This is a genomic window from Paraburkholderia sp. BGA-UO-ETr-F21 (assembly GCF_059567925.1).
The window spans coordinates 360,638-385,002 of record NZ_JCAQOY010000037.1; the positions used below are offsets into that span (position 1 = coordinate 360,638).

17 protein-coding genes and 1 pseudogene are annotated in these 24,365 nt (G+C 62.9%); 12 read left to right on the forward strand and 6 right to left on the reverse strand.

Annotated elements, in window-relative coordinates:
• Nucleotides 1-159 precede the first annotated feature (159 nt).
• From AC57B1_RS25290 to AC57B1_RS25305, 4 genes and pseudogenes are all read left to right on the forward strand, one after another.
• The gene (locus AC57B1_RS25290) at nucleotides 160-1,116 is read left to right on the forward strand and encodes a helix-turn-helix domain-containing protein (RefSeq protein ID WP_496419040.1); all 957 of its coding nucleotides are present in this window, start codon (nucleotides 160-162) and stop codon (nucleotides 1,114-1,116) included.
• Nucleotides 1,103-1,291 carry a hypothetical protein gene (locus AC57B1_RS25295; RefSeq protein ID WP_496419041.1) on the forward strand — a complete coding sequence of 63 codons (189 nt, stop codon included), beginning with the start codon at nucleotides 1,103-1,105 and terminating at the stop codon, nucleotides 1,289-1,291. Before AC57B1_RS25290 ends, AC57B1_RS25295 begins: the two co-directional genes overlap by 14 nt.
• A 155-nt stretch (nucleotides 1,292-1,446) precedes the next feature.
• On the forward strand, nucleotides 1,447-1,860 hold the full coding sequence (locus tag AC57B1_RS25300; protein ID WP_496419042.1) for a DUF3331 domain-containing protein: 414 nt from the start codon (nucleotides 1,447-1,449) through the stop codon (nucleotides 1,858-1,860).
• A gap of 120 nt (nucleotides 1,861-1,980) precedes the next feature.
• Nucleotides 1,981-2,877, forward strand: a pseudogene (locus tag AC57B1_RS25305) (IS3 family transposase).
• 79 nt (nucleotides 2,878-2,956) lie between these two features.
• On the opposite strand, the gene AC57B1_RS25310 reads toward AC57B1_RS25305, so the two are convergent.
• From AC57B1_RS25310 to AC57B1_RS25320, 3 genes are read right to left on the reverse strand one after another with little or no spacing between them, the layout of a single operon-like run.
• On the reverse strand, nucleotides 2,957-3,946 hold the full coding sequence (locus AC57B1_RS25310; RefSeq protein ID WP_496419043.1) for a cytochrome d ubiquinol oxidase subunit II: 990 nt from the start codon (nucleotides 3,944-3,946) through the stop codon (nucleotides 2,957-2,959).
• Nucleotides 3,947-3,971: 25 nt separating this feature from the next.
• Nucleotides 3,972-5,369 carry a cytochrome ubiquinol oxidase subunit I gene (locus AC57B1_RS25315; protein ID WP_496419044.1) on the reverse strand — a complete coding sequence of 466 codons (1,398 nt, stop codon included), beginning with the start codon at nucleotides 5,367-5,369 and terminating at the stop codon, nucleotides 3,972-3,974.
• Nucleotides 5,359-7,707 carry an FdhF/YdeP family oxidoreductase gene (locus AC57B1_RS25320; protein WP_408353926.1) on the reverse strand — a complete coding sequence of 783 codons (2,349 nt, stop codon included), beginning with the start codon at nucleotides 7,705-7,707 and terminating at the stop codon, nucleotides 5,359-5,361. Before AC57B1_RS25320 ends, AC57B1_RS25315 begins: the two co-directional genes overlap by 11 nt.
• A gap of 323 nt (nucleotides 7,708-8,030) precedes the next feature.
• Between AC57B1_RS25320 and AC57B1_RS25325 the strand changes: the two genes are divergently transcribed.
• Entirely contained in the window at nucleotides 8,031-8,501 is a 471-nt protein-coding gene (locus AC57B1_RS25325) for a hypothetical protein (RefSeq protein WP_408353924.1), read from the forward strand.
• A 130-nt stretch (nucleotides 8,502-8,631) separates the two neighbouring features.
• On the opposite strand, the gene AC57B1_RS25330 is transcribed toward AC57B1_RS25325, so the two are convergent.
• On the reverse strand, nucleotides 8,632-8,889 hold the full coding sequence (locus AC57B1_RS25330) for a hypothetical protein (RefSeq protein WP_408353922.1): 258 nt from the start codon (nucleotides 8,887-8,889) through the stop codon (nucleotides 8,632-8,634).
• A gap of 50 nt (nucleotides 8,890-8,939) precedes the next feature.
• Entirely contained in the window at nucleotides 8,940-9,353 is a 414-nt protein-coding gene (locus tag AC57B1_RS25335) for a hypothetical protein (protein ID WP_408353920.1), read from the reverse strand.
• 468 nt (nucleotides 9,354-9,821) lie between these two features.
• Between AC57B1_RS25335 and AC57B1_RS25340 the strand changes: the two genes are divergently transcribed.
• The 3 genes from AC57B1_RS25340 to AC57B1_RS25350 all read left to right on the forward strand — a co-directional run bounded on the left by AC57B1_RS25340 (nucleotide 9,822) and on the right by AC57B1_RS25350 (nucleotide 12,493).
• The gene (locus AC57B1_RS25340; RefSeq protein ID WP_496419045.1) at nucleotides 9,822-11,327 is read left to right on the forward strand and encodes an ATP-binding protein; all 1,506 of its coding nucleotides are present in this window, start codon (nucleotides 9,822-9,824) and stop codon (nucleotides 11,325-11,327) included.
• An 88-nt stretch (nucleotides 11,328-11,415) separates the two neighbouring features.
• The gene (locus AC57B1_RS25345) at nucleotides 11,416-12,042 is read left to right on the forward strand and encodes a response regulator transcription factor (RefSeq protein ID WP_496419046.1); all 627 of its coding nucleotides are present in this window, start codon (nucleotides 11,416-11,418) and stop codon (nucleotides 12,040-12,042) included.
• Nucleotides 12,043-12,055: 13 nt separating this feature from the next.
• Entirely contained in the window at nucleotides 12,056-12,493 is a 438-nt protein-coding gene (locus tag AC57B1_RS25350; protein WP_496419047.1) for a response regulator transcription factor, read from the forward strand.
• Nucleotides 12,494-12,545: 52 nt separating this feature from the next.
• On the opposite strand, the gene AC57B1_RS25355 is transcribed toward AC57B1_RS25350, so the two are convergent.
• Nucleotides 12,546-14,015 carry an ATP-binding protein gene (locus AC57B1_RS25355; protein ID WP_496419048.1) on the reverse strand — a complete coding sequence of 490 codons (1,470 nt, stop codon included), beginning with the start codon at nucleotides 14,013-14,015 and terminating at the stop codon, nucleotides 12,546-12,548.
• Between the two features lie 360 nt (nucleotides 14,016-14,375).
• On the opposite strand from AC57B1_RS25355, the gene AC57B1_RS25360 reads away from it, so the two are divergent.
• From AC57B1_RS25360 to AC57B1_RS25375, 4 genes are read left to right on the forward strand one after another with little or no spacing between them, the layout of a single operon-like run.
• Nucleotides 14,376-15,056: a response regulator transcription factor gene (locus AC57B1_RS25360; RefSeq protein WP_091803302.1), complete on the forward strand. Its 681-nt coding sequence runs from the start codon at nucleotides 14,376-14,378 to the stop codon at nucleotides 15,054-15,056.
• Between the two features lie 25 nt (nucleotides 15,057-15,081).
• On the forward strand, nucleotides 15,082-20,091 hold the full coding sequence (locus AC57B1_RS25365) for an ATP-binding protein (RefSeq protein WP_496419049.1): 5,010 nt from the start codon (nucleotides 15,082-15,084) through the stop codon (nucleotides 20,089-20,091).
• The gene (locus AC57B1_RS25370; protein ID WP_496419050.1) at nucleotides 20,084-23,050 is read left to right on the forward strand and encodes a PAS domain S-box protein; all 2,967 of its coding nucleotides are present in this window, start codon (nucleotides 20,084-20,086) and stop codon (nucleotides 23,048-23,050) included. Before AC57B1_RS25365 ends, AC57B1_RS25370 begins: the two co-directional genes overlap by 8 nt.
• Nucleotides 23,047-24,210 (forward strand): response regulator, encoded by a 1,164-nt coding sequence (locus AC57B1_RS25375; protein ID WP_408353906.1) that lies wholly within the window; start codon nucleotides 23,047-23,049, stop codon nucleotides 24,208-24,210. Before AC57B1_RS25370 ends, AC57B1_RS25375 begins: the two co-directional genes overlap by 4 nt.
• Nucleotides 24,211-24,365: the final 155 nt, after the last annotated feature.

Here is a 24,365-nt window from a genome sequence, read left to right on the forward strand (position 1 = left end):
GCAGCGCGACTAAACCTGAATATGAAACGACCCAACCATTGGTCATTTCAGGCAACCGTATGTAGGGCTGGTTGGGCCCACTGCCGTGCGATACCTTGGAGTCCATGCAGTGCCGCTCTCACCGGGCACTGTCACATCACTTACCCGGATGACCCGATCATGATCAGTTCGTCGATGTCGTATCCCGAAACCGCAACGGATGTCGTGCGCAGGACGCTGGTGAGCCGGGTCGGCACGGAGCATCAATGGCGCTGTCCCACCGACGAGGATACCGGCGCGCATGAGCGCGGCAACATTCTCGTGTCGCGTTGGACCCGTCACGACACGCAGCCGATCGCGGTCGTCAATCCTGGCAGCGTCGCGCACCATTGCGTGGCGATGAATCTCAAATGCACGTCGCTGACGTTCTCCCATGCCGACCGTACGCTCGTGCGCGGCAGAGTGACCGCGGGCGCCGTGCAGATCACCGCACCGGAGGTGGCGTGCCGCGCCGTGTTCGAGTCGCCCGCCGACGTGCTGCATCTGTTCGTGTCGCAGCAGGTGCTGGGTGAATGTTTCGAAGACACGTTCGGCCGGCCGCACGCGGGCGACATCCGTATCGACGATCCCAGGCTCGTGCGCGATCCCGCGCTCGAACGTCTTGGACAGGCGCTCGCCGTTTCGCAATCCGAAGACGCCGCGCTCGGCAAGGTCTTCACCGACAGCGTGAGCCTCGCGATCGTGTCGCGCGTGATCGCACGGCACTTCACCGTGACCGGGCGGCAGACGCGCGAGGCAAGCGCGTTGCCGGCATGGCGGCTTAGCCGCGCGATCGAATTCGTCGAAGCGCATCTTGCCGAACCGATCGGTCTCGCCGATATCGCCAACAGCACGGGGCTCACGCGAATGCACTTCGCCTCGCAGTTTCGTCGCGCGACCGGCATGCGTCCGCACGACTACCTGTTGCGTCGCCGGATCGAACATGCACAGACGCTTTTGCGCGAGACGAAATACAACGTGCTCGACGTCGCATTGAGTTGCGGCTTCCGTTCGCAGGCTCACTTTACGACGGTCTTCAAACGCATTGTTGGAGAAACGCCTTACTGCTGGAGGATGAAAGCGAATGTCGATCGGTAAACAGATTCATGCGTTTCTGGAAGTGAGCGAGACATTCCTGCGGCAGCCCGCGGTCGGGATGATGAGCGACGCAGGGTCGCCGCCGAGCGGCGCGCGTGCCTCGCATGACGACAGCGTATTGCGGGTTGGCGCATTGCTCGTTCAGCAGGAAACGGGCAACAGGCAACAAGGGTAATAGCGGAAATGGTGGTCGAGGCCGCGGCGTCATGCCGGCATATCGACCGGATGGTGCCCGAGCGCATGCAGATGCGTTGCTCGGCCCACAGCGCCGGCAATTCCGGCCGGGCCGTCTCGATGATCAATGGGTTTATCTGAAACAGGAGTGCAATCATGCTGATGAAAGCGAGTTTCACCGATCCGTGGCTGCAGACCATTGGGTTGTTGTCTGTCCTGTCCGGCAATACGGACGCTGCGGCCGTCGACGTAGCCACGGTGGCGGCTCATGGTGGGCGCAAAGAGGCGCATTTGCCGGTGATGGGCGAGCGCTTCGAGGTTCAGGTGCAAGTGATCGACCGGCCGTCGCAATCCACCGCCACGGTGGTGTGGCGCGACCCGACGCATTGCTCGTATGGCGACCAGGTCTGGCACGCCAGCCGTGCACGAGTGGCCGGTATTTGTGCGGTGAGCGGGCGGGCGATTCGTCCGGGCGATGCGATCTATAAGCCCAGGCCTTGCAGGCCGGCACCGCTCAATGTCGGGGCGATGATTCTGGAGCGAGTGGTCAATGAGGCGGTTCTGGATTGATCGAGGAATGTATGCGGCAGGAAGAGAACAAGGCGCGAATTCGGATTCGCGCCTTTTTTGTTGGCTGTGACCGGTCGTGAAATAGGTTGACACTTTTTCGACGAATTGAAGAGGTGGCAAGTGGAGCAAGGGATCAAGCGGACGCAACGGGACTACAGTCTGGCTTTTAAGCTGTCGGTGGTGGAGCAGGTCGAAAAAGGCGAACTGACGTACAAGGAGGCGCAGTGGCGCTACGGCATTCAGGGTCGCTCGACAGTGCTGGTATGGTTACGCAAGCACGGCTTGCAGGATTGGGCTGATCCATCCGGTCGTGCCTCATCGGATTGGGCCATGCCGAAGGAAGACTCAAAGCCGCTCACACCAGAGCAGCGCATCAGGGAATTGGAAACGCAATTGCGCGAAGCGCGGGAGAAGGCCGCGTTGTTCGAGGCTGTGCTTGACGTGATGCGCGAGGATTACGGGATCACGGTAAAAAAGCCTTCGGGCAGGTCGTCGGGCAAAAGCGGATCGAAACGCTGAGCGTCGAGCGGGCCTGCCGTTATATGGGCATCAGCCGGCAAGCGTATTACAAGCGTTGCCGACATCACGTACCTGCCGACTGCGGGCCCGTTTGTATATCTGAGCCTGGTCACCGATTCGTTCTCGCGCAAGATCGTCGGCCATCACGTTCACGACAGCCTGCAGACCGAACAGGTCAGTCAGGCGCTGAAGAAAGCGTTGCGCACACGCAGGAGCCGCCAACCGTTGATCCATCGCTCCGATCGCGGGATCCAGTATTGCTCGACCTACTATCAGGACATCCATCGGCGCTATGACTTGCGCTGCTTGATGACCGACGGCTACGACTGCTATCAGAATGCCCTGGCCGAACGGGTCAACGGCATCCTCAAGGGCGAATTCCTGTTGCAGCGTCCCGCCAACCTCGAACAGGCCGTGCGCATCTACAACCAGGAGCGACCGCATGCCGCTCTGAAATACAAAACGCCCGATGCGGTGCATCGGGCGCTCAGTGGCTGACTACTGTCAACCTATTCCAGGACTTGACATACGACAACCCGTTACGACAACCTCCGCCGCCCTCGCGGAGGCCCGCCCATTACTCGCCGGCATGCGCCTCGCCAATCACCTTTCCGCGGAAGATGTAGTACTGGTACAGGTTGTAGCCAATCATCACCGGAAAGATCAGGCCGATGCCGATCAGCATGAATACCAGCGTGGAGGTATCGGAGGCAGCCTCGACAATCCCCAGCTTGCCTGGAACGAAGTCCGGGAACAGGCTGACGGCCAGCCCGACGAACGACAGCACGAACAACGCAACCGAGGCGCGAAACGGCCCACGCGCACTGCCGAGATAGAGCGACCCCATGATGTAGGCGAAGGCCAGCGCAGAGGCGAGCCCCAGCGCAGCCAGCAGATGAAACACGCCGTGCTGCGTCCACCGATTCTGTCCGACCTCACTGATGAACCACGTCGCCGCGGTGAGCACGACGGCTGCGGCTACCGTGACGAATGCGCTCAGCAAGGCGAGACGGCGCGACCATTGCTCGATCGAGCCTACGGTCTTCTTCACGAGATAGGTGGAGCCGAGCAGCGTGTAACCCGCCACCACGCCGATAGCGGTCACGACGATGAACACGCCGCTCATGTCACCCGGAATCAGGCCGGTGATCACCTTGCCGAGTATCACGCCCTGGGCGATCGCGGCGACCAGGCTGCCGATGCCGAACACCTTGTCCCAGGCCGGACCGTGCGACACGCTGTGACGGAATTCGATCGCGGCGCCGCGCATGATCAAGCCGGCAATCAACAGCATTACCGGTAGATACAAGTCCTGCAGAAGCAGCGCGTACGCGGCGGGGAAGGCACCGAACAGGGCGCCGCCAAGCACGACGAGCCATGTTTCGTTGGCGTCCCAGACGTGGCCGATGCTCTGCACCATCACGTCGTGATCTTCGCGGCGCTTGCGCAGCAGGCTGAGTATGCCCACGCCGAGATCGAAGCCGTCGGTGACGACATAGAACACCAGCATCAGGCCGATCAGGCCGAACCAGGTGATGGCGAGCATCGTGTGAGTGGAGCTGTCCATGAGATGTCCTTGCAACGGGAATGGTTTAGTACTCGGTGACGGTCGCCGCCGCTTCGGCCTTGATGGCCGCGGGCGGGTTCAGCGTGAGGTCGGGGCCGGCGCGCAGCCAGTTGCGCGCGAGCACGAAGAAGGTGCCGAGCAACACGACGTAGAAGCAGAAGAACATCACCATGCTGAGCGTCACCGACGACGCCGCCACGGTCGACACGGCATCTTTCGTACGCAGCAAGCCGTACACGACCCACGGCTGACGTCCCACTTCGCGCACGATCCAGCCGGCTTCGACCGCGACATAGGGCAGCGGAATGCACAGCACCCAGGCAAACAGCAGCTTGCGTTGTTCGAGCAGCCGTTCGAGATTGCCGCGAGTTTTGCGCAGCACGTATGCGGTCCAGAAGGCCAGTACCATGAAAGCGAAACCGATACCCGCCATCACGCGGAACGCGTAATAGAGCAGCGGCAACATCGGCGGCTGGTCGGCCGGCGCGAAGTCGCTGAGGCCTTTGACCTGGCCGTGCAGCGTATGGGTGGCGAGAATGCTCAACATGCCGGGCACTTCGATCGACCAGTCATTGCGTTGCGCTTTCTGGTCCGGCCAGGCGAGCAGCGACCACGAGGCGGCGGTGCCGGGCTGGTTGGTGGTCCAGTGTCCTTCGATTGCGGCGCCTTTGGCCGGTTGCGTTTCGAACACGCTGCCGCCGCTCGAATCGCCGAGCCAGATCTGCAGCGGCGCGGCGACGACGAGCACCAGCAAAGCGATCCTGAACGAGCGCGCGAAGAACTCCGGATTGCGGCGCTTGAACAGGTTCCACGCGGAAATGCCGGCGATCACGAACATGCCCGTTTCGATCGCCGCGACCCACATGTGCGTGACGCCCCACACCATATCCGGATTGAAGATCGCCGCGGCATAGTCGGTGACGATGATCTTGCCGTTCTCCACCGTCACGCCCGCCGGCGTCTGCATCCACGAATTGGCGACCATGATCCAGAAGGCCGAGATGCTGGAGCCGAGCGCGACCATCGAGGTGGCGAACAGATGCACCGCGCGCGGCACGCGGCCCCAGCCGAGCAGCATCACGCCGATGAAACCGGCTTCGAGCATGAAGGCCATCGCGCCTTCAAAGCCGAGAATATTGCCGAAGAACTGTCCGCTATAACGCGAAAAGCCGGCCCAGTTGGTGCCGAACTGAAACTCCATTGGAATGCCGCTGACCACGCCCACCGCGAAATTCAGCACCAGCAGCTTGCTCCAGAACCGCGCATGCCGGTAATAGCCGACGTTGCCGGTACGCAGCCACAGCACTTCGATCAGAACGAGGAAGGCCGATAGACTGATGGTCAGAATCGGCCACAGAATGTGAAAAATGGCCGTCATCGCGAACTGGGCGCGAGACAGATCGAGGACGTCACTAAGATGCATGATGGGCTCCCGCAGCGCCGATAATCGCCGCCTGATGAGTGGAGTCGGGACCGACCGCCGCGGCGCGCGCGATCTTCACCGGGACGGATTTGTACGACGGGGTGCGGCTTTTCGGATCGAACGCGTACAGCGGCACGAGCGGATTGGCCTCCGGGTAATACGCGCCGCAGCAGCCGTCGGGCAGCGAATAGTCGATCACCTTGAAGCTGCGGATCACGCGCTCGATTCCATCGGTGGACAGCGCGTACACATCCACCCGGTCACCCGGATGCAGGTTGCGTTTCTGCAATTCACGCGTGTTCATGAAAATCACGTCGCGTTGGCCGAACACGCCGCGGTAACGGTCCGAGTGCGAGTAGAGCGTGGTGTTGTACTGGTCGTGGCTGCGCATGGTGGTGAGCCACAGCGCGTCGGGATCGTTGTGAACCGGGTTTTCGTCGAGTCCCTTGAAGACGAGGAAATTCGCGCGGCCAGTCGGCGTGGCCCAGACGCGTTCGCGCGCGCTCGAAGCGAGATGGAAGCCACCCGGCACGCGAATCCGTTCGTTGTACGCCTGGAAGATCGGGTAGACGATCTCGATCTTGTCGCGAATGCGGTCGTAGCTCGCCACGAGGTGTTCCCAATCCACGTGGGAGTGCGCGCCGAGCGTTGCACGCGCAATGCCCGCGACGATCGCCGGTTCGCTCTTCAGATGCGGGGACGCAGGCTCGTTACGGCCGCCGGAAGCATGCACCATCGACATCGAATCTTCGACGGTGATCGACTGCGGACCGTCCGCCTGGATGTCGATCTCGGTGCGGCCGAGGCACGGCAGAATCAACGCGTCCTTGCCGTGCACGAGGTGGCTGCGATTGAGTTTGGTGGCGATGTGCACCGTCAGGTCCAGCTTGCGCATCGCCGCCTGCACGCGGATCCAGTCGGGCACCGCGGCGGCGAAATTGCCGCCTAGCGCCATGAACACTTTGGCGTCGCCGCGCATCATCGACTCGATCGCGGCGATCACGTCATGGCCGTGCGCTGCGGGCGGCCGGAAGCCGAAGGCCCGTTCGATCCCGTCGATCAATGCCGGCGAAGGCTTCTCCGTGATGCCGACGGTGCGGTTGCCCTGCACGTTCGAGTGTCCGCGCACCGGGCACACGCCCGCGCCGGGCCGGCCGACATTGCCGCGCAGCAGCGCCAGGTTGGCGATCTGCTGGACATTTTCGGTGCCGCGGTGATGCTGCGTGAGCCCCATGCCGTACACGAGGATCACGTTCTTGGCCTTCATGTAAATGTCGGCGGCGTTCTGGATGTCGTCGCGAGACAACCCGCTTTGCTGCGTGATCGCCTCCCAGCGGGTGGCGCGCAGATCGGCGACCAGGTCCGCCAGACCGTGCGTATGTCCTTCGATGAACTCGATATCGAGCACGCGCGGCGCATCGGCGGCGAGCGCCGCGTCGTCCGCCTCGATCACGGCTTTCATCATGCCTTTGAGCACGGCGACGTCGCCGCCCACGCGCACCTGATACAGAAACGAGCTGATCTGCGTGAAGCCCAGCGTGGCCATTTCCAGCGGATTCTGCGGCGACGCGAAGCGCTCCAGCGCGCGCTCGCGAAACGGATTGAACGAGACGATTTTCGCGCCGCGCCGCGAGGCGCTGTGCAGATCGCTCATCATGCGCGGGCTGTTGGTGCCGGGATTCTGACCGAAGATGAAAATCGCGTCGGCTTCCTCGAAATCCTCGAGCAGCACCGTGCCCTTGCCGACGCCGATCGATTCCGGAAGGCCGACACTGGTCGCCTCGTGGCACATGTTCGAGCAGTCGGGGAAGTTGTTCGTGCCGAACTCGCGCACGAAGATCTGGTACAGAAACGCGGCTTCGTTGGACGCTCGTCCGGAGGTGTAGAAGTCGGCCTGATCGGGGCTAGCGAGGCCGTTCAGATGCCGCGCGATCAGCGCGAAGGCATCGTCCCATTCGATCGGCAGATAACGATCGGAGGCTGCGTCGTAGGCCATGGGGTGGGTCAGGCGGCCGGCCATTTCGAGGTCGTAGTCGTCCCACGCGGCCAGCTCCGAGACGCTGTGCGCGGCAAAAAAGCCGGGTGTGCAGCGATTCGCGGTGGCTTCCCACGCCACCGCCTTGGCGCCGTTTTCGCAGAATTCGAACGACGACGTGTGCTTCGGATCCGGCCACGCGCAGCCCGGGCAGTCGAAGCCTTCCGGCTGGTTCATCCGCAACAGCGTCTTCGCGCCGGACACCGCTACGCCTTGCAGCGCGAGCGCTTCGCCGGTTGCCTTCAGCGCACCCCAGCCGCCCGCAGGCTCGCTGTAGATGCGGATTGTCTTTCGTTTGGACATGGCCGTTTCCAGGTGTTTCGTTGAGGGACATGAAGTGGAAGGATGGGCCGCGCCCGCACTGGGATCTTGTTTAAATGCCCGTCTGTTTCGGATTCGCACGCCGGATACGGTGTGGGCCGGCGGCGCCAGGACAACATGGCGGCACGCGCCGTGCATTTTCGAAAGCTCGCAGGCGTTCTGAAAAGATCGGCGCAGTGGGGCGGCGAATAATGGTTTCCACCCGGCGAGGCCACGCGAAGTCTGCGCAGCGGCGCCGCATTCATTGCGACTCATTCCCTGCGACTCATTCCTCGCCGACACCTGGGCACCACCGGAGCATCGAGATGCGCTATCTGAACGAATCACACCGCGACACGAGCGGCACCGATCTGATGTTTGTGCCGGCCGCCGAGCGCGCCGACGCGATGGACTGGCGCGCTCAGGTTTTGGCGCCGGTCGAACCCGCCGCGCTCGGGCGCTGGACGCGCCGGGTCGTTGTCGCGACCGCGGTCTGGTCGGTTTTCGAATTGCCGTTCGAGATCTGGGTCAGCCAGTCCACGCGCGATGCGGCTGCGTGCGTCATCGCCAAATTGCTGTGGGTCGCGCTGGTGGGCTTTGTTCTGTCCGGCAGCCGGATGGCGCGGATCGTCTACGCGTTCCTTTGCACGATCGGCCTGATGGCGGTGGCCTTCGGGCTGCCGGTCGAATATCGCGTGTTTCCGCTGGGATTCGTGCTGTCTTCGGTGGAGTGTCTGCTGAAAGCGACCGCCTTTGTATGCATCGTGTCGGCCGGGGTGTATCCCGACGAGGAATGATCGGGCAGGCGCCGCTTACGGCGCTTGCTTGCGTTTCCTTCGCTTCTTTCTTTCGTGCTTCTTTCCCGCTTTTCCCCCGCTTTTCCCCGCTTCTTGCGTGCTTCCCGCGTAGGGCGTTGTTGCGGGCGGCTCAGGCCACGCGTGCGCTATCCAATGCCGAGAGCGCGCGCGTCATCGCATAGGCGCTGTGCACCGCGGCTTCGAATGCGCGCTCGTCGGCGAGGCGTCTTCCGTCGACCGCGACGACCCACCGTGCGCCGTCGTGCTCGCACACCAGGCGCCGATCGGCCATCAGATCCGCATACCAGCGCCAGATTTTCGGGTCCGCGATGGTGGCCGCCGGTTTGACACTGGAGGGCACGGCGGGTCGCTGCGATGGGTTGATCATGGAGTACCTCCGATGATTGGCGAGTGGTCGGACGAGCGGGAACGTTTCGGTCACGTCCAGTTCTTCCAGTTTTCGATCGTCCGGTAGTCATCGTGCGCGTTGCTCTTCCGGCGTGGCGTGCTCAGCCTCGCAAAGCCGTTGCCTGCCTCAGCCTTCTCATTGCGCGTATCGCCATTGATGCGTCGGTCTTGCGGCACGGCCCGCTCGGCATGCCGCGGCAATGGAAGCGGTAACGACTGCTCGGTCTGCCGCAGCGCTCGCGATGACGAGGCGGCCGCGTTGCCCGCCGCGACGGCAAACCGTTCGAGCGGCAACTGGGTGTCGAGGTCGGTCTGGTCCAGCGTCTGTACGATGCCGAGCGTGGGCGGCGGATTCACCGCGCCCCAGGCCGCGAGCGCAACACACACGACGGCGGCTGCATAGCCGTAAGCGGGGCGAAACCGGAAGGCTTTCTCGATGCGCATGACGTGTTCTCCGGGCGCCGGCCGCGAAGGGCTGCGCAATTGAATCGGGTGAGGGATGACTGACGGGGCCCAGTATCGTGGTCCGGGCGGCCTCGATCTTTCGCCGCAGCACGGTTGCTTGCCGATTCGCACGCAAGAGGCGGCGTTGGCTCGTCATGCGTTGCCTGGCGGGCAAAGCCGGGCGGATAGGCCGGACCGGCCCGACGCATGACGCAGTCATACGTTGGTGTGATACGGGACGGGCTCCGCCGACCCGGCAATTACGCCGCAGGCCGCCACCAGCCGGGACTGGGTCCGCTGGTGGCAGGCACTGGCGGCCCGCCTCATATCCCTATGGATAATAGTTTCAGATGACTTTCCCATTTAGTATGGGTTCGACGACGCAAGCTTTGCACTGAGTGCGTTGGTGCAACAGGCGAAATCGCCATAGCGTGCCTGTCCCGCTAATCAACCAGGCGTGAGTGCAGCATGATCAAGATCGGTCGAGTCATAGTGTCTCTGGAAATGCGTGAGGTGTACCTGGAGAATCGATTGCTTCAGGTCGGCTCGCGCGCATTCGATATTCTCGAATTGCTGATCCGCGCGGCGGGCAAAACGGTGACGAAAGACGAAATTCTTCGGTATGTCTGGCCGGACTCGGTGGTGGAGGAAAACAACATCCACGTGCAGTTGTCGTCGCTCAGGAAGATCTTCGGCGCCGATAGCCAGGTGATTCGCACGATTTCCGGACGCGGCTACCGACTGACCATTCCGGCCGAACCGTCCGGGCCGGCCGACCTGCACGGCGCCGTTGCGGCGAGGCACGCAGAAGCGGCTCGCCGGAGCAGCTTGCCGGTCTGCCACACGCCCCTGATCGGCCGTGACGTGGCCATTGGCGACATCGCCCGCGCGCTGAAGGGAACGCCGATCGTCACGTTGCTCGGCTCGGGCGGCATCGGCAAAACGCAGCTCGGCATTGCGGTGGCGAAGTCGATTGCGGATATCTCAGACATGGACGTGTGTTTCATCACGCTCGCCTCGGTGCAGAACGCCCAGGCTGCGATCAATACCGTCGCCGACGCGCTCGGGGTGGTGCGCGCGGGCGCCGACTTGCCGCTTCAGTCGCTGGTCGCCGCGATTCGCGGCCGCAAGCTGCTGGTGCTGCTGGACAACTGCGAACATGTGATCGAGTCGGCGGCCACCATTTGCGAACTGCTGGTGCAGGCCAGCGCGGATCTGCGCATTCTGGCCACGAGCCGTGAGCCGCTGCGCACGCGCGACGAGAAGTTCTACTGGGTCGCGCCGCTCGACACGCCCGAAGCGGGCGCAAGTTCCCAGGCGATTCTCTGCTGCGCGTCGGTGCGCATGTTCCTCACGCAGATGAACGCGCTCAACGCGGCGGTCGATAGCGACCGCAGCAGCCTCGAGATGGTCGCGACGATCTGCCGCCGGCTCGACGGCGTGCCGCTCGCGCTCGAACTGGCGGCGGCCCGCGCCGCGGTGTTCGGCATCCGCAAGCTGGTTGCCGAACTCGACGACCGTTTCCAGTCGCTCACGGGTGGCCGCCGAACCGCGCCGCCGCGCCAGCAGACGCTGGAGGCCGCGCTCGACTGGAGCTATCAGCTGCTCAGCACGACGGAGCGCCTGGTGCTGCACCGGCTAGGCGTTTTGCCGGGCCGCTTTTCGCTCGAAGCCGCGTGTGCCGTCGCCGCCTGCGCACGACTGTCGTGCAACGAAGTGACGGAGGCGATTGTCGGCCTTGCTTCGAAGTGCTTTCTCATGACGACTTTCGACAGCAAGACCAAAGAGTATTTCCTGCTGGAGACGACCCGTGAATATGCGTTGCGCAAGCTGCACGAATCGCACGAGGCGGATGAAGTATTGAGCAGACGGGCGGCCTACCTCGCGCCCGCTTACGAGCAGCCATATGGTCGCGTGTTCGGTGCGGCGGCGCTCGGCGGCAAGCTGGCGATGGAAGCCGTTGCCTCGCGATGAGATCGGTATTGACCGCGTTTCGCAGAGCCGTTTGTCGCGTCGTGCCTCGTGTACGATGACGGCGCTCGAATTTTTTGTGGACTCTGCAATGCCTGTTCCTTCGGAACTCGAACCGATGGTGTATGTGATTGACGATGAGGAAACGGTGCGTGACGCGCTAGTGCGCCTGTTGCGTTCGGCAGGCATCAATGCGCAAGGTTTTGCGTCGCCCGCCGAGGTGTTGTCGCAAGCATTTCCGCACGTGCCGATGTGTATTCTGCTGGACATGAACCTGAAAAGCACGAATGGCTTCGACGTGCAAAGCCAACTCGCGCAACAGGGCGTACAGGTGCCCATTATTTTCCTGACCGGTTACGGATCGATTCCGATGTCGGTGCGCGCGATCAAGGCGGGTGCGCATGAATTCCTCACCAAGCCGATCGACGACGAAGAACTGCTCGAAGCAGTGCGGCGAGCGTTGGCCGAAGACGAGGCCAACCTCGTGGAGCGCGCGTTCCATGCGGATGTGCTGCAACGTGCCGCCGCGCTGACGCCGCGCGAGATGGACGTATTCGAACTGGCGGTGGAAGGCAGGATGATCAAGCAGATGGCACATGAACTCGGCACGCAGGAAGTGACGGTGAAAGTGCACAAACGGCGAGTGATGAGCAAGATGCAGGCAAAGACGCTCATCGAACTCGCCAGAATGTGGGAAGTGATACGCCGCACGCGCTGAGCCTCCTGAAGCAGTGAATATCGCGCCGGATATTTTTTTCTGTGATTACGTCGGCGCAATTGGAGTATTGGCAGCTATGAGCTTTGTTTGCATCGTCGACGATGACGCATCGGTACGAAGTGGTGTCGGAAACCTGCTGAAAGCGGTGGGTTATACGGCTGTGACGTTTTCGTCGGGAGAGGAATTCCTTGCTTCTCCTGAGGTTGACGATGCGCTGTGTGTCCTGCTCGATGTCAGGATGCAGGGCATGCCGGGCCTCGAAGTGCAACGCCAACTGAACGCGGAGGGCAGAAATATCCCGGTGGTATTCATGTCCGCGCATGGCGACGAGGTGACGGTGGCGCGCGCGCTGCGGCACGGCGCCGTCAGCTTCCTGCGCAAACCGTTCGCGGAAGAAGTGCTGCTCGATTCGATCGAGTTGGCCATTGGGCGCAGGAGAGGCGCGGTCTGAGCGCAAGCGTGCGCATCGCGTCCGTTCAACGGTCCGGGATCGCGAGACGCGATCAGGCGTAGCGCGCGGCGGGTGCATCCATTGCGTCCCCTGCGGCGCCGCGCGTGCGGGCGTAGTGTTCGTGCCAGCGCTCGACGGTTTCGCTCTCGCCGGCCTCGGCCAGCATCTGCAGCGCGTAAGCCCGGGTGGTTTCGAGCAGGTAATAGCTCATGGCCGAACCGCACGGCCCGAACATGAGCAGCGACTTCGAGACGAGACCGGCGATCGCTTCGGTCACGTCGTCGACGGAGAGGTCTTCGCATGCGGCAATCGCACACGCCTCACCGAGATGGAAGCGGCCGCGAAACACGCCGAGTCGGCGCAATACGGTGCGTTCGCGCTTGCACAGAAACTGACTGCTCCAGTCGAGCGCCGCCTTCAAGGTTTGCTGGCGCGCCGGCGCGGTGCGCAGTCCGCCCGTGAGTACGCGAAAGCGATTGTCGAGTTGCGCGACCAGTTCGCCGATACCCAGCGCGGTGACTCGGGCCGCGGCCAGTTCCAGCGCGAGCGGCACGCCGTCCAGCCGCCGGCAGATCGTGCCGATCAGGCTGAGGCACTCGCTGTCGGGGCGAAAGTGCGGATCACGCGCGCGGGTTCGCGCAATGAACATGTGGACCGCGCTGTAGTTGAGAATGTCTTCAGACGCGACGTCTTCGCGGGGCACCTCGAGCGGCGCCACCCAGTAGATCTGTTCGATGCGGGTTCGCAAGGGCTCGCGGCTCGTTGCGAGGATCCTGAGATTGGGATTGGCCTCGATGAGTTGCTCGCAGATGGTCGCGGCCTCCTGAATCACATGCTCGCAATTGTCCAGTACGAGCAGCAGCTCGCGTGCGCCGATGGCTTGAATCAGGTGCTCAGGCGTGGTCTCGGCCTGTGTGGCATGCAATCCCAGTGCTTCGGCGATTGCGCTCAAGGTCGCCTCCGGGTGTTCGACGACCGAAAGATTGACGAAGCGGACCGCCTCGAACGACGCGATCTGGCAGCGCGCCACTTCCAGACCCAGCTGTGTTTTACCGATGCCGCCGGTGCCGACCAGCGTCACGAGCGGCGCGGAATCGAGCGCGGCGATCACGTCCGCGAGTGCCTGCTCGCGCCCGATCAGCGGGGTGCAGCAGTGCGGCACGTTGTGCGCGGCGGGGCGCTCGTCGAGGCGTGGCGGGTCGGCCGGCGCTTCGTCCGCCGAGGTGCTTGCGTCGTGTGTACGGATCAGGCGATAGCCGCGACCCGGAATGGTCTTGATGAGATCCTTGTCTTCGCCGAGCAACTTCCGCAGCGCGGAAATATGCACCTGCAGATTGCTTTCCTCCACCACCGTTTCCGGCCACACCTGCTGGAACAGCGCCTCTTTGCTGACCAGCCGCCCGCTCGCGTTGATCAGCACTTCGAGAATATCGAACGCGCGCGCGCCGACGCGCAATGGCCGGCCTTCCAGATAAAGCTGCCGAAGCTCTGGCGAAACGTCGACTCGTCCGATCTTGATCATGACCATTCCGCTTGGGGTTTCGTGATTGCACATCCAGGCAATGGAGACGATCTTATGAGCAGCGCGATCTCCTCAGGATGGGGAAATCATTAACGATAGTTAACGCGGCAGTTCGGAAAGCCTGAAGGCGCGAAAGACGCGGGTGATGCGCCGGTGATTCGCAGGTGATTCGCAGGTGATTTTTACAACCGTGACTTTACCGGCGCCAGTTTGCGGAAAGATTAAAAAAATTTAATGGCATCCGTAAATCGGATGTCGCGCTTTTCGCGGATAATCGGCCGATTGGCGGGTAATTCGCCCGAGGGCATTCTGTTGCCCCCGGCGGTGCATCAAATGACGATGGGAAGGCGCGAGCGTTAAATGAAAATCTTGCTCGTCGAAGACAACGAACAGGTTGCGGGATTTCTGAAAAAAGGCCTCGTCGAAGAGGGGCATGTGATCGATTCGGCCGACAACGGCCGGGACGGCATGTTTCTCGCCGCCAGCGAAACCTATGACGCCATCATCATGGATCGCATGTTGCCAGGCGGGATCGACGGCCTGGGAATCATCACGGCCTTGCGCGCGACCGGCAACCGGGTGCCTATCCTGATCGTGAGCGCGCTGGACGACGTCGACGAGAGGATTCGCGGCCTGAAGGCGGGCGGTGACGACTATGTGGTCAAGCCGTTTGCATTCGGCGAAGTGCTGGCGCGGCTCGATGCGCTGACGCGTCGCGCGCATGAAAGCTACGCCGAGACGACCCTGAAGGTCGGCGATCTCTCGATCGATCTGCTCTCGCGCAAGGTGGCGCGCGCCGGCAAGCCGATCTTGCTGAAGCCGCGCGAGTTCAAGCTGCTGGAGTACCTGATGCGCCACGCCGACCAGGTCGTCACGCGCACCATGCTGCTCGAAAATATCTGGGATTATCACTTCGATCCGCAAACGAACGTCATCGACGTTCACGTAAGCAAATTACGCCACAAGATCGACGCGGGCTTCGAGCGGTCCTTGCTGAGGACGGTTCGCAGCGCCGGCTACATGCTGACGGCGAACGAATAGCGCGACAGGGGCAGGCGGGGGCAGCATGATCGAGTTGGCAGGCTTCGGGTTTGAAACACTCTGTGATGACGGCGAGTTCCTGCTGTCCCGTATCGACCGGCACGACGGCACACCAACGTGGCTCACCGTCACCTTGCCGGCGCAGCAACCCAGCGCCACGAGTCAGGCGCGTCTCGAGCATGCGTATGAGTTGCGTGGCCTGCTCGACGGCCGGTTCGCCACCCGGCCGCACGCGCTGATCGAACACCGCGGCAGTACGGCGCTGGTGCTCGAAGACCCGGGCGGCGTGTCGCTGGCCGCGCTGCCGAAAGAGTCTTTGCCGCTTGGCCGCTTTCTGCTCGTTGCCGCCAATCTCGCGGCGGCGCTCGGCGCGCTGCATGGGCGCGGTCTGATCCACAAGGACATCCGGCCGGCCAATATTCTGGTGAATCCGGAAACGGGCGACGTGGCGTTGACTGGTTTCGGCATTGCCTCGCACGCGAGCGGCGAGGCGCTGGCCGGCGCGCTGCCTGACTTCACGGCGAGCGCGCTCGCCTATCTCGCACCGGAACAGACCGGCCGCATGAATCGCGCGATCGACTCGCGCGCCGACCTCTATTCGCTCGGCATCACGTTGTATGAGATGTTGAGCGGCGAGTCGCCGTATCGCGCGAACTCGCCGATCGAGTGGATCCACTGCCATATCGCCAGAACCCCCATTCCGTTGAACGAACTGGCCGGCAACGTGCCGCAACAGGTCGCCGCGATCGTCATGCGGCTGCTTGCGAAAACCGCCGAGGATCGCTATCAGACCGCGCAGGGTCTTGAAGACGATCTGCGCCGCTGCCTGAATGCCTGGGAACAAAACGGGCGCATCGAACCGTTCGCACTCGGCGCTCACGACTTGCCCGAACGCCTTGTGATTGCCGAGCGCCTGTATGGCCGCGAAACGGAAACGCAGGCACTGGGCGCCGCGTTCGATCGCGTGGTGCGGCAAGGGGCGACGGAACTCGTGCTCGTGTCGGGCTATTCCGGGATCGGCAAATCGTCGCTCGTGCATGAACTGCGGACCAGCCTCGGGCCGTCCGGCGGGCACTTCGCCGCGGGCAAATTCGAACAGTACAAGCGCGATATCCCTTATGCGACGCTCGGGCAGGCGTTTCAGAGCCTGACGCAGCATGTCCTCGCCCAGGACGCGGAGCACCTGGCGCGTTGGCGCGGGCGGCTCGCCGAGGCAGTCGGTGCGAACGGTCAACTGATCGTCAACCTGATTCCGGAAGTCGAACAGATTCTCGGCCCGCAGCCGCCGGTGCCCGAGCTTTCGGCGCAGGAAGCGCAGGTTCGCTTCCAAGGCGTGTTCGGGCGCTTCATCGGCGCATTCGCGGACCCGGAACATCCGCTTGTGCTCTTTCTCGACGATTTGCAATGGCTCGACGCCGGCACGCTCAGTCTGCTCGAAAGCCTGCTTGCCGCGCCGAACCTGCGTAATCTGCTGCTCATCGGCGCCTATCGCGACAACGAGGTAGGGTCGGCCCATCCGCTCGCGCGCGCGCTCGTGGCGATCCGCGAGTTGGGCGTGCCCGTCCACGATATCGTGCTCGCGCCGCTGCAGCCTGGCGACGTGGCGCGTCTGATCGGCGAAGCGCTGCATGCCGCGCCGGCCGAGGTCGCGCCGCTCGCGCAATTCATTGTCGAGAAAACCGGCGGCAACCCTTTCTTCACGGTGCAATTTCTCAAGATGCTCGCCGAGCACCGGCACCTCGCGTTCGATCCGGTGAGCCGCGTGTGGGTATGGGACATGGCGGCGCTGCGCGAGGCGCACTTTTCCGACAGCGTCGTCGACCTGATGGTCGGCAAGATCGAACGTGTGGCGGATGCCGCGCAGGCCGCGCTCAAACAGTTTGCGTGCTTCGGCAACAGCGCGGCGACCGCGATGCTCGCGCGAGTCAGTGGCAATTCGGACGCGGGCGTACACCGTGCGCTGGCCGATGCGGTGGAAGCGGGCCTCGTGTTCCGGCGCGAGCAGGGCTATGCGTTTTTGCACGACCGCGTCCAGGAAGCGGCCTACGCGTTGATTCCCGAAAACGAGCGCGCGGCCGCTCATCTGGGGATCGGAAGGATGTTCGCGGCCAACGCGAGCGCCGCGGACATCGAGCAGAACATCTTCGAGATCGTCAACCAGTACAACCGCGCGATCGGAATCGTCGACGACCTCGCCGAGCGCCTGCAGGTGGTGGAATTCAATCTGATTGCCGGGCGGCGCGCCAAGACGTCGTCCGCCTACGCGTCGGCGGCGACGTACCTGTCTATCGGCAGCGCCATGCTCGGCGACGCGGGATGGGAGACCTGCTACGCGCTCAAGTTCGCGCTGGAGAGCGGTCTCGCGGAGTGCGAGTTTCTCACCGGCGACACCGGCTTGGCCAAGGAGCGGCTCGCGGACCTCGCGCGGCGAGCGGTCGATCTGCCGGATCGGGCAACGGTGGCGTGGTTGCGTGTCACGCTGTTCACCGCGCTCGATCAGAGCGATCTGGCCGTGCAGATCTGCCTTGATTATCTGCGCGAGGTCGGCATCGACTGGCAGCCTCATCCCAGCCGCGAGGAGGCACGCGGCGAATACGACCGGCTTCTCGCGCAGATCGGCGATTCTCCGATCGAGTCGTTGATCGATCTGCCGCTTCTCACTCATCGCGACCGGCGTGCCACGCTCGATGTGCTGACCGCGGTGCTGCCGCCGGCCTTTTTCAGCGACGAGAATCTCGTTTGCCTCGTGCTGTGCCGCATGGCGAACCTGAGCCTCGAACACGGCAATAGCGACGCGTCGTCGATCGGTTATGCCTACCTCGGCATGGTGGCCGGCCCGGTGTTCGGCGATTACGAGGCGGCGTTCCAGTTCGGCCGGCTCGGCCTCGCGCTCGTTGACGAACGCGGGCTGCAACGTTTCAGGCCGCGCGTCTACATGTGCTTCGCGTATCACGTGATGCCGTGGACGAAACACATTCGCACCGCTTTGCCGCTGTTGCGGCGCGCGTTCGACGTCGCCAGCGAGAGCGGCGACCTCACGTACACCGGCTTCAGCAGTTGCTGCCTCGTCACGAGCCTGCTGGCCGCGGGCGATCCGCTCGCCGATGTCGAGCGCGTGGCGCAGCAGCGTTTGGGCGTGGTGCAGGCCGCGAAATTCGGGCTGATCGTCGACATTATCGGGTCGCAGTTGCAACTGATTCGAAGCCTGCGCGGGCTGACACCCTCATTCGGCTCCTTCAACGATGAGGCATTCGACGAAACTACCTTCGAGGCGCATCTCGAAGCCGATCCCTGTCTCTCGATCGCGACGTGCTGGTACTGGATCCGCAAGCTGCAAGGGCGCTATTTCGCGGGAGATATAACGGCGGCGACGGCGGCCGCCGCGAAAGCGGCGCCGCTGTTGTGGACCTCGTCCGGTCACTTCGAAATCGCCGAATATCATTTCTATGCTGCCTTGGCCTGCGCGCGCCGGTACGACGAGGCGCCACCGTATCAGCATGAGGCGCAATACCGGGCGCTGGTCGAGCATCAAGCCAGACTCGTCACCTGGGCCGAACATTGTCCGGGCAATTTCGCCTGCCGTTCAGCGCTCGTGGCCGGTGAGATCGCGCGTATCGACGGCAACGAATTCGAGGCGATGCGCGAATACGAAAATGCAATCCGTCTCGCCCACGAGCACGAGTTTCCGTTGATCGAAGGGCTGGCGCATGAAGTGGCCGGCACGTTTTATCTGGCGCGTGGCTTCACGACCATCGCATTCGTCTATCTGGGCAACGCGCGGCTCGCTTACCTCCGGTGGGGCGCGTTAGGGAAGGTCGAGGCGCTCGACCGGCGCTATCCGAACCTGGTCCACGAACCGGCCGCCATTGCGCCGACGCGCAGCATCGTGGCGGAGCAACTCGATGTCGAAACGGTCGTCAAGGCGTCGCAAGCCATTTCGGGCGAGATTGCCTTCGACAAACTGATCCGCACGTTGATGACCATCGTGCTCGAACATGCCGGCGCCGGACGAGCGCTGCTCGTTTTGCCGCGTGACGAGAAATTGTGGGTCGAGGCGCAGGCGCTCGCGAATCGCGAGGGTATCGAGGTTCGGCTTCACAGCGCCGTGGTGACCCCGCGCGATGTGCCGGCCTCGATTCTGCATGCCAGCATTCGCACGCAGGAGCGCGTTCTGCTCGACGACGCGTCACTGCCCAATCCGTTCTCGACGGACGAATACTTCCGTACGACCCGTGCTCGCGCGGTGCTCTGTTTGCCGCTCGTGAAGCAGGCGAAACTGATCGGCGTGCTGTACCTGGAAAACGATCTCGCACCGGGCGTGTTCACGCCGGCGCGCCTCGCGGTGCTGGAGCTTCTCGCGTCGCAGGCGGCCATTTCGCTGGAAAACGCGTCGCTGGAAGAGAAAGAGGCGCTGCTCGAAGAGAAGGAAGCCTTGCTCCACGAAGTGCATCACCGGGTGAAAAACAATCTGCAACTGATCAGCAGCCTGCTCAACTTGCAGGCGGCGCGCGTGACCGACAGAGCTGTGGCTGAACTCTTCGCCGACAGCCGCAACCGGGTGCGTTCGATGGCGCTGGTGCACGAGAACCTGTATCGCGCCGGCAATTTTGCGCGGATCGAGATGGCGACCCATGTGAAGAATTTGTGCGGCCATCTGGCGCGCGCCTACGACATGCGGCAGATGGAAGTGGAGTTGTCGGTCGAGGTCGACGATGTGCAGCTCGATATGAACCGCGCCGTATCGTGCGGGCTGATTATCAACGAGCTGGTGTCCAACGCCTTGAAGCACGCGTTTCCGCACGGGCGCGGCGGTTGCGTGCGCGTCGAACTCGGCGCGCTCGACAACGAGCGGTGCAGGTTGACTGTCGCGGACGACGGCGTCGGCATCGCGCCGGAATTCTCACTGGAAGAGGCGGACTCGCTGGGCCTGCAACTGGTTCACGACCTGACCCACCAGTTGCACGGCACCGTGGAGCTGAGCCGCGGCGGCGGCACGACCTGCAGCATTCTTTTCAACGCAACCGGACGTGGATAAGCACACTATGGCGCCCGCCCGCATTCTTATAGTCGAGGACGATCGCGTTGTCGCCCGAGACATTGCGCAGCAGATGAGCCGCGCGGGCCACACCGTGGTCGGCATCACGGCGCGTGGCGAAGACGCCTTGCCTCTTGCCGCCGAGACCGAGCCTGATCTGATCCTGATGGACGTGCGGCTGGAAGGCAAGCTCGACGGCATCGACACCGCGCGGCTGCTTCGCGAAAATATGAATCTGCCCGTGGTTTTCCTGACCGCATATGCCGACGAGGACACCGTCCGGCGCGCCACGGTTACGGAACCGTTCGGCTACGTTCTGAAGCCGTTCGACGACACGCAATTGAAGACCGTCGTCGAAATGGCGCTCTACAAGCACGGCGCGGAACGGCGGCTGCGCGAAAGCGAACAACGCTATGCCGTCACGCTCTCAAGTATCGGCGACGCGGTGATCGCGACCGATCGCGAGTCGCGCATCAACTTCATCAACCCGGTCGCCGAAGCGCTGACCGGCTGGCCGCGCGAGGCGGCAATGGGGCGGCCGCTCGCGGAAGTATTCCGCGTGATCAACGAGACCACCCGCGCGCCGGCCGAAGACCCGGTGGCAGCCGTGCTGGCGGCCGGGACGATCGTCGGGCTCGCGAATCACACGGTCCTGCTGGCGCGCGACGGCCGCGAGATCGCGATCGACGACAGTGGTTCGCCGATCGTCGACGAGCGCGGCGACATCCTCGGCGTGGTGCTGGTGTTTCGCGACGTGACGCAGCGGCGTCGCGCCGAAGAGGCCGAAATACTCCGCGAGACCAATGCACGCCTCGAATCGGCGATGTACGGGTCCAACGTCGGCGTGTGGGAAATCGACATGCCCGAGGGCGATCATCGCCGGGGCTTCGCGCGCTTCTCGAACATCTGGGAGTGGCTGGGCTATACGCGTCCGCAGACCTTGCTGGACTACGACGCGTATATGAGCATCCTGCTTCCGGAGGACCGCGCGGGCACCGAAGCCGCGATGCTCCGCTACCTGGGCAAAGAGGTCGATGTGTTCGAGGTGGAGAACCGCCTGTGCCATAGCGACGGAACCGTGCGGTGGGTGCTCGTGCGCGGCATGGCAACGTGGGACGCCGACGGCAAACCGATTCGCTTCGTCGGCAGTCTGGTAGATATTACCCAGCTGAAATTCACGGAACAGGCACTGCGTTCGAGCGAGGCGCGCTTTCGCGGCACTTTCGAAAATGCCGCGGTCGGGATCGTGCACTGCGATCTCGACGGGCGGTTCCTGCGCGTGAATCAGCGCTCGTGCGATATCGTCGGTTATGAGCGCGAGAGTTTGCTGGAAAGGCGCTTCCAGGACATCGCCGCCCCGGAATTCCTTGCCGCGAGCGCGGAGAAATTGCGGCAGTTGAGCGAAGGCCGACTCTCGCACTATTCGGAGGAAATGCCGCTTTTCAGGCGCGACGGCTCGCGGGTTTGGGTGAGCGTGTCAGTCGCGCTTCAGCGTGATTCGAGCGGACGGGCGATCCACACCATTGCGATTCTCCAGGATATCTCGGCGCGAAAGGCGCTCGAAGATACCGTGCGGGTTGCGAAAGACGCGGCGGAATCGGCGAACCGCGCGAAAGATCAGTTTCTTGCCAACATCAGCCACGAATTGCGCACGCCGTTGAACGGCATTCTCGGTTACGCGCAGATTTTGCGGCGCGATGCGGCAATGACCGAGCGGCAATTGGCGAGCCTGAGTGTCATCGAACAGAGCGGCGAGCATCTGCTCATGCTCATCAACGACCTGCTCGACTTCGCGCGTATCGAGGCGGGCAAACTCGAACTGAATGTGACGGACGTGCCGCTCGGGCCGTTCTTGCGCGTAATCGCCGAGATAGTGAGCGTTCGCGCCGACCAGAAGCAACTCATCCTCAACTACGAGGTGCCGCCAAATCTGTCGAAGGTGATTCGCGCCGACGAGAAGCGCCTTCGCCAGGTGTTGTTGAACCTGCTTGCCAATGCGGTCAAATTCACGGACCACGGTGAAGTGACGCTGGCCGTACGCGTGATTAGCGACTCACGGCTGCGATTCGAGGTGCGCGATACCGGCGTCGGTGTGAGTCCGGACAGGCTCGAGACGATCTTTCAGCCGTTCGAGCAGGCCGGCGATTTCACCCGGCGCACCGGCGGCGTGGGTCTCGGGCTCGCGATCAGCCGTCAGTTGGTGCGCATGATGGGCGGCGAAATCAAGGTGGTGAGCGTCGTCGGTCAGGGCAGCATGTTCTGGTTCCAGCTCGATGCGCCGGTTTCGTATGCGCAGGCCTCGGATTGCGCTCCGGCGCTGGAGATCCTGGGCTGTGACGGCAATGAGCGCCATGTGCTGGTGATCGACGACGTTGCCGCGAATCGCGCGCTGATCGTCGACGCGCTGCAACGCTGCGGCTTTCGCGTCTCGGAGAGTGCCGATGGCCGCGATGCGTTGGCCAAAGCAATGGCATCGCCGCCCGACCTGATCCTGCTCGACACCATCATGCCGGTGATGGGCGGCATCGAAATGCTCGGGCATATTCGCGCCTCGGACGAGTTGCGTCATGTGCCGGTGATCGCCGTGTCCGCAGACGCATCGCAACGCAATGCGCAGGCGAACCTCGGTGCGGGGGCGGATGTTTTTCTCGAGAAGCCACTCGATCTCGACCGGCTGTTGAAGGAGATCGCCGCGCTACTCTGCTTGAAATGTTCGATTCGTCCAACGCCGGTCGGAGCGGACGCCGCGCTGATCGCTCCGCCGCGCGATGAACTGGCCGTGCTGCATCGCTTTGCGTTGCTGGGGTCGATGCGCGACATCGTCCGTCATGCGGATCGTCTCGTCAGCCTCGACAGCCGTTACGAACCCTTTTCGGCGCAGTTGCGCCGTCTGGCAGCAGGCTACGAGTCGCAAGCCTTGCTATCGCTGATAGAACAACATCTGGATCTCAACTCGTGAGCTTAGCCGAACCATTCGATACCGATACGCCCGTTGTGCTCGTGGTTGACGACACGCCCGCCAATCTCGGGCTGGTGGTCGAATGTCTGGAGAGCAATAACCTGAGGGTGGCGATCGCCCGCGATGGCATGGAGGCATTGCGGCGTGCGGAACTGGCGCAACCCGATTTGATCCTGCTCGACGTGATGATGCCGGGACTCGACGGTTTCGAAACTTGCCGGCAACTCAAGGCGATGGAGAAAACCCGCGACATTCCGGTGATCTTCATGACTTCCCTGACGCGTACCGAGGATAAGATCACGGGCTTTCGTGCAGGCGCGGTGGACTACATTACCAAGCCGTTGCAGATGGAAGAATTGGCCGCGCGAGTGGATACGCACCTGAAACTGCGGGCATTGCAGCAATTGCAGGAAAAGCACAATGTCCAGTTGCAACAGGAAGTGAAGACCCGCAAGCAGGCCGAAGAGGCGCTGATCGAAGTGATTCATGGTGTGCGCAACGTGTCGAACGCCATTGCTCATGATTTGCGCACGCCGTTGACCGAATTGCGTGCGCGGCTCGAAGTGCTGACTCGCACGTCGAAACGGCTGGGCAATGAGGAGATACTGCCGGAGTTGGAGGTGGCGCTGTCGGATGTCGACCGGGTGATCAGTATCTTCAACGCGCTATTGCGTCTTGCCGAAATCGACGCGGGTGTCAGGCGCTCGGGTTTTGCGCCGTGCGATCTGAAGACGATCGTTTCGGATGCCGTTGAATTTTATCAACCTGTGGCTGAATTGCGCGGGGTCGCGTTGTCGCTGGAATGCGGGGACGATCTCACGGCCGTGGCCGATCAGCTTTTGCTGGCGCAAGCGATCGGCAATCTGATTGACAACGCGCTGAAGTTTGCGCCGGACTGTGGTGAAACCAAAGTGGTTGCGATTCGCCACGGCGACATGATCTCGATCTCGGTGACGGACAATGGTCCTGGCATTCCGGACGCGCAAAAGCCCAAGGTAACGGAGCGTTTTTATCGTGGCGACGCAAGTCGCGGAACCCCCGGCGTGGGGCTTGGCCTGGCGCTTGTGAAGGCGGTGGCGACGCTGCACCGCGGATCGCTGGAGTTTGCTGACAATGACCCTGGCCTGATTGCGACGCTAAGTGTCAGTTGTCGTCTTTGAGGTTTGAAGCGCCTCGATTCATCGAGCAGGTTTTTGCGGGCTTGAATGTTTTCCTGACCCATCGAGCGTTTGTCGGCTATTGTGCATCCAGATGCGACGCGATTCGTTGCGTCAAACGTAGCCAGGCGCGGTAGATTGCGGCCGCCCGCCATCAC

Coding starts and splice junctions, on each gene's coding strand:
- AC57B1_RS25290 (WP_496419040.1), top strand. CDS start 160: ATGATCAGTTCGTCGATGTCGTATCCCGAAACCGCAACGGATGTCGTG.
- AC57B1_RS25295 (WP_496419041.1), top strand. CDS start 1,103: ATGTCGATCGGTAAACAGATTCATGCGTTTCTGGAAGTGAGCGAGACA.
- AC57B1_RS25300 (WP_496419042.1), top strand. CDS start 1,447: ATGCTGATGAAAGCGAGTTTCACCGATCCGTGGCTGCAGACCATTGGG.
- AC57B1_RS25310 (WP_496419043.1), bottom strand. CDS start 3,946: ATGGACAGCTCCACTCACACGATGCTCGCCATCACCTGGTTCGGCCTG.
- AC57B1_RS25315 (WP_496419044.1), bottom strand. CDS start 5,369: ATGCATCTTAGTGACGTCCTCGATCTGTCTCGCGCCCAGTTCGCGATG.
- AC57B1_RS25320 (WP_408353926.1), bottom strand. CDS start 7,707: ATGTCCAAACGAAAGACAATCCGCATCTACAGCGAGCCTGCGGGCGGC.
- AC57B1_RS25325 (WP_408353924.1), top strand. CDS start 8,031: ATGCGCTATCTGAACGAATCACACCGCGACACGAGCGGCACCGATCTG.
- AC57B1_RS25330 (WP_408353922.1), bottom strand. CDS start 8,889: ATGATCAACCCATCGCAGCGACCCGCCGTGCCCTCCAGTGTCAAACCG.
- AC57B1_RS25335 (WP_408353920.1), bottom strand. CDS start 9,353: ATGCGCATCGAGAAAGCCTTCCGGTTTCGCCCCGCTTACGGCTATGCA.
- AC57B1_RS25340 (WP_496419045.1), top strand. CDS start 9,822: ATGATCAAGATCGGTCGAGTCATAGTGTCTCTGGAAATGCGTGAGGTG.
- AC57B1_RS25345 (WP_496419046.1), top strand. CDS start 11,416: ATGCCTGTTCCTTCGGAACTCGAACCGATGGTGTATGTGATTGACGAT.
- AC57B1_RS25355 (WP_496419048.1), bottom strand. CDS start 14,015: ATGATCAAGATCGGACGAGTCGACGTTTCGCCAGAGCTTCGGCAGCTT.
- AC57B1_RS25360 (WP_091803302.1), top strand. CDS start 14,376: ATGAAAATCTTGCTCGTCGAAGACAACGAACAGGTTGCGGGATTTCTG.
- AC57B1_RS25365 (WP_496419049.1), top strand. CDS start 15,082: ATGATCGAGTTGGCAGGCTTCGGGTTTGAAACACTCTGTGATGACGGC.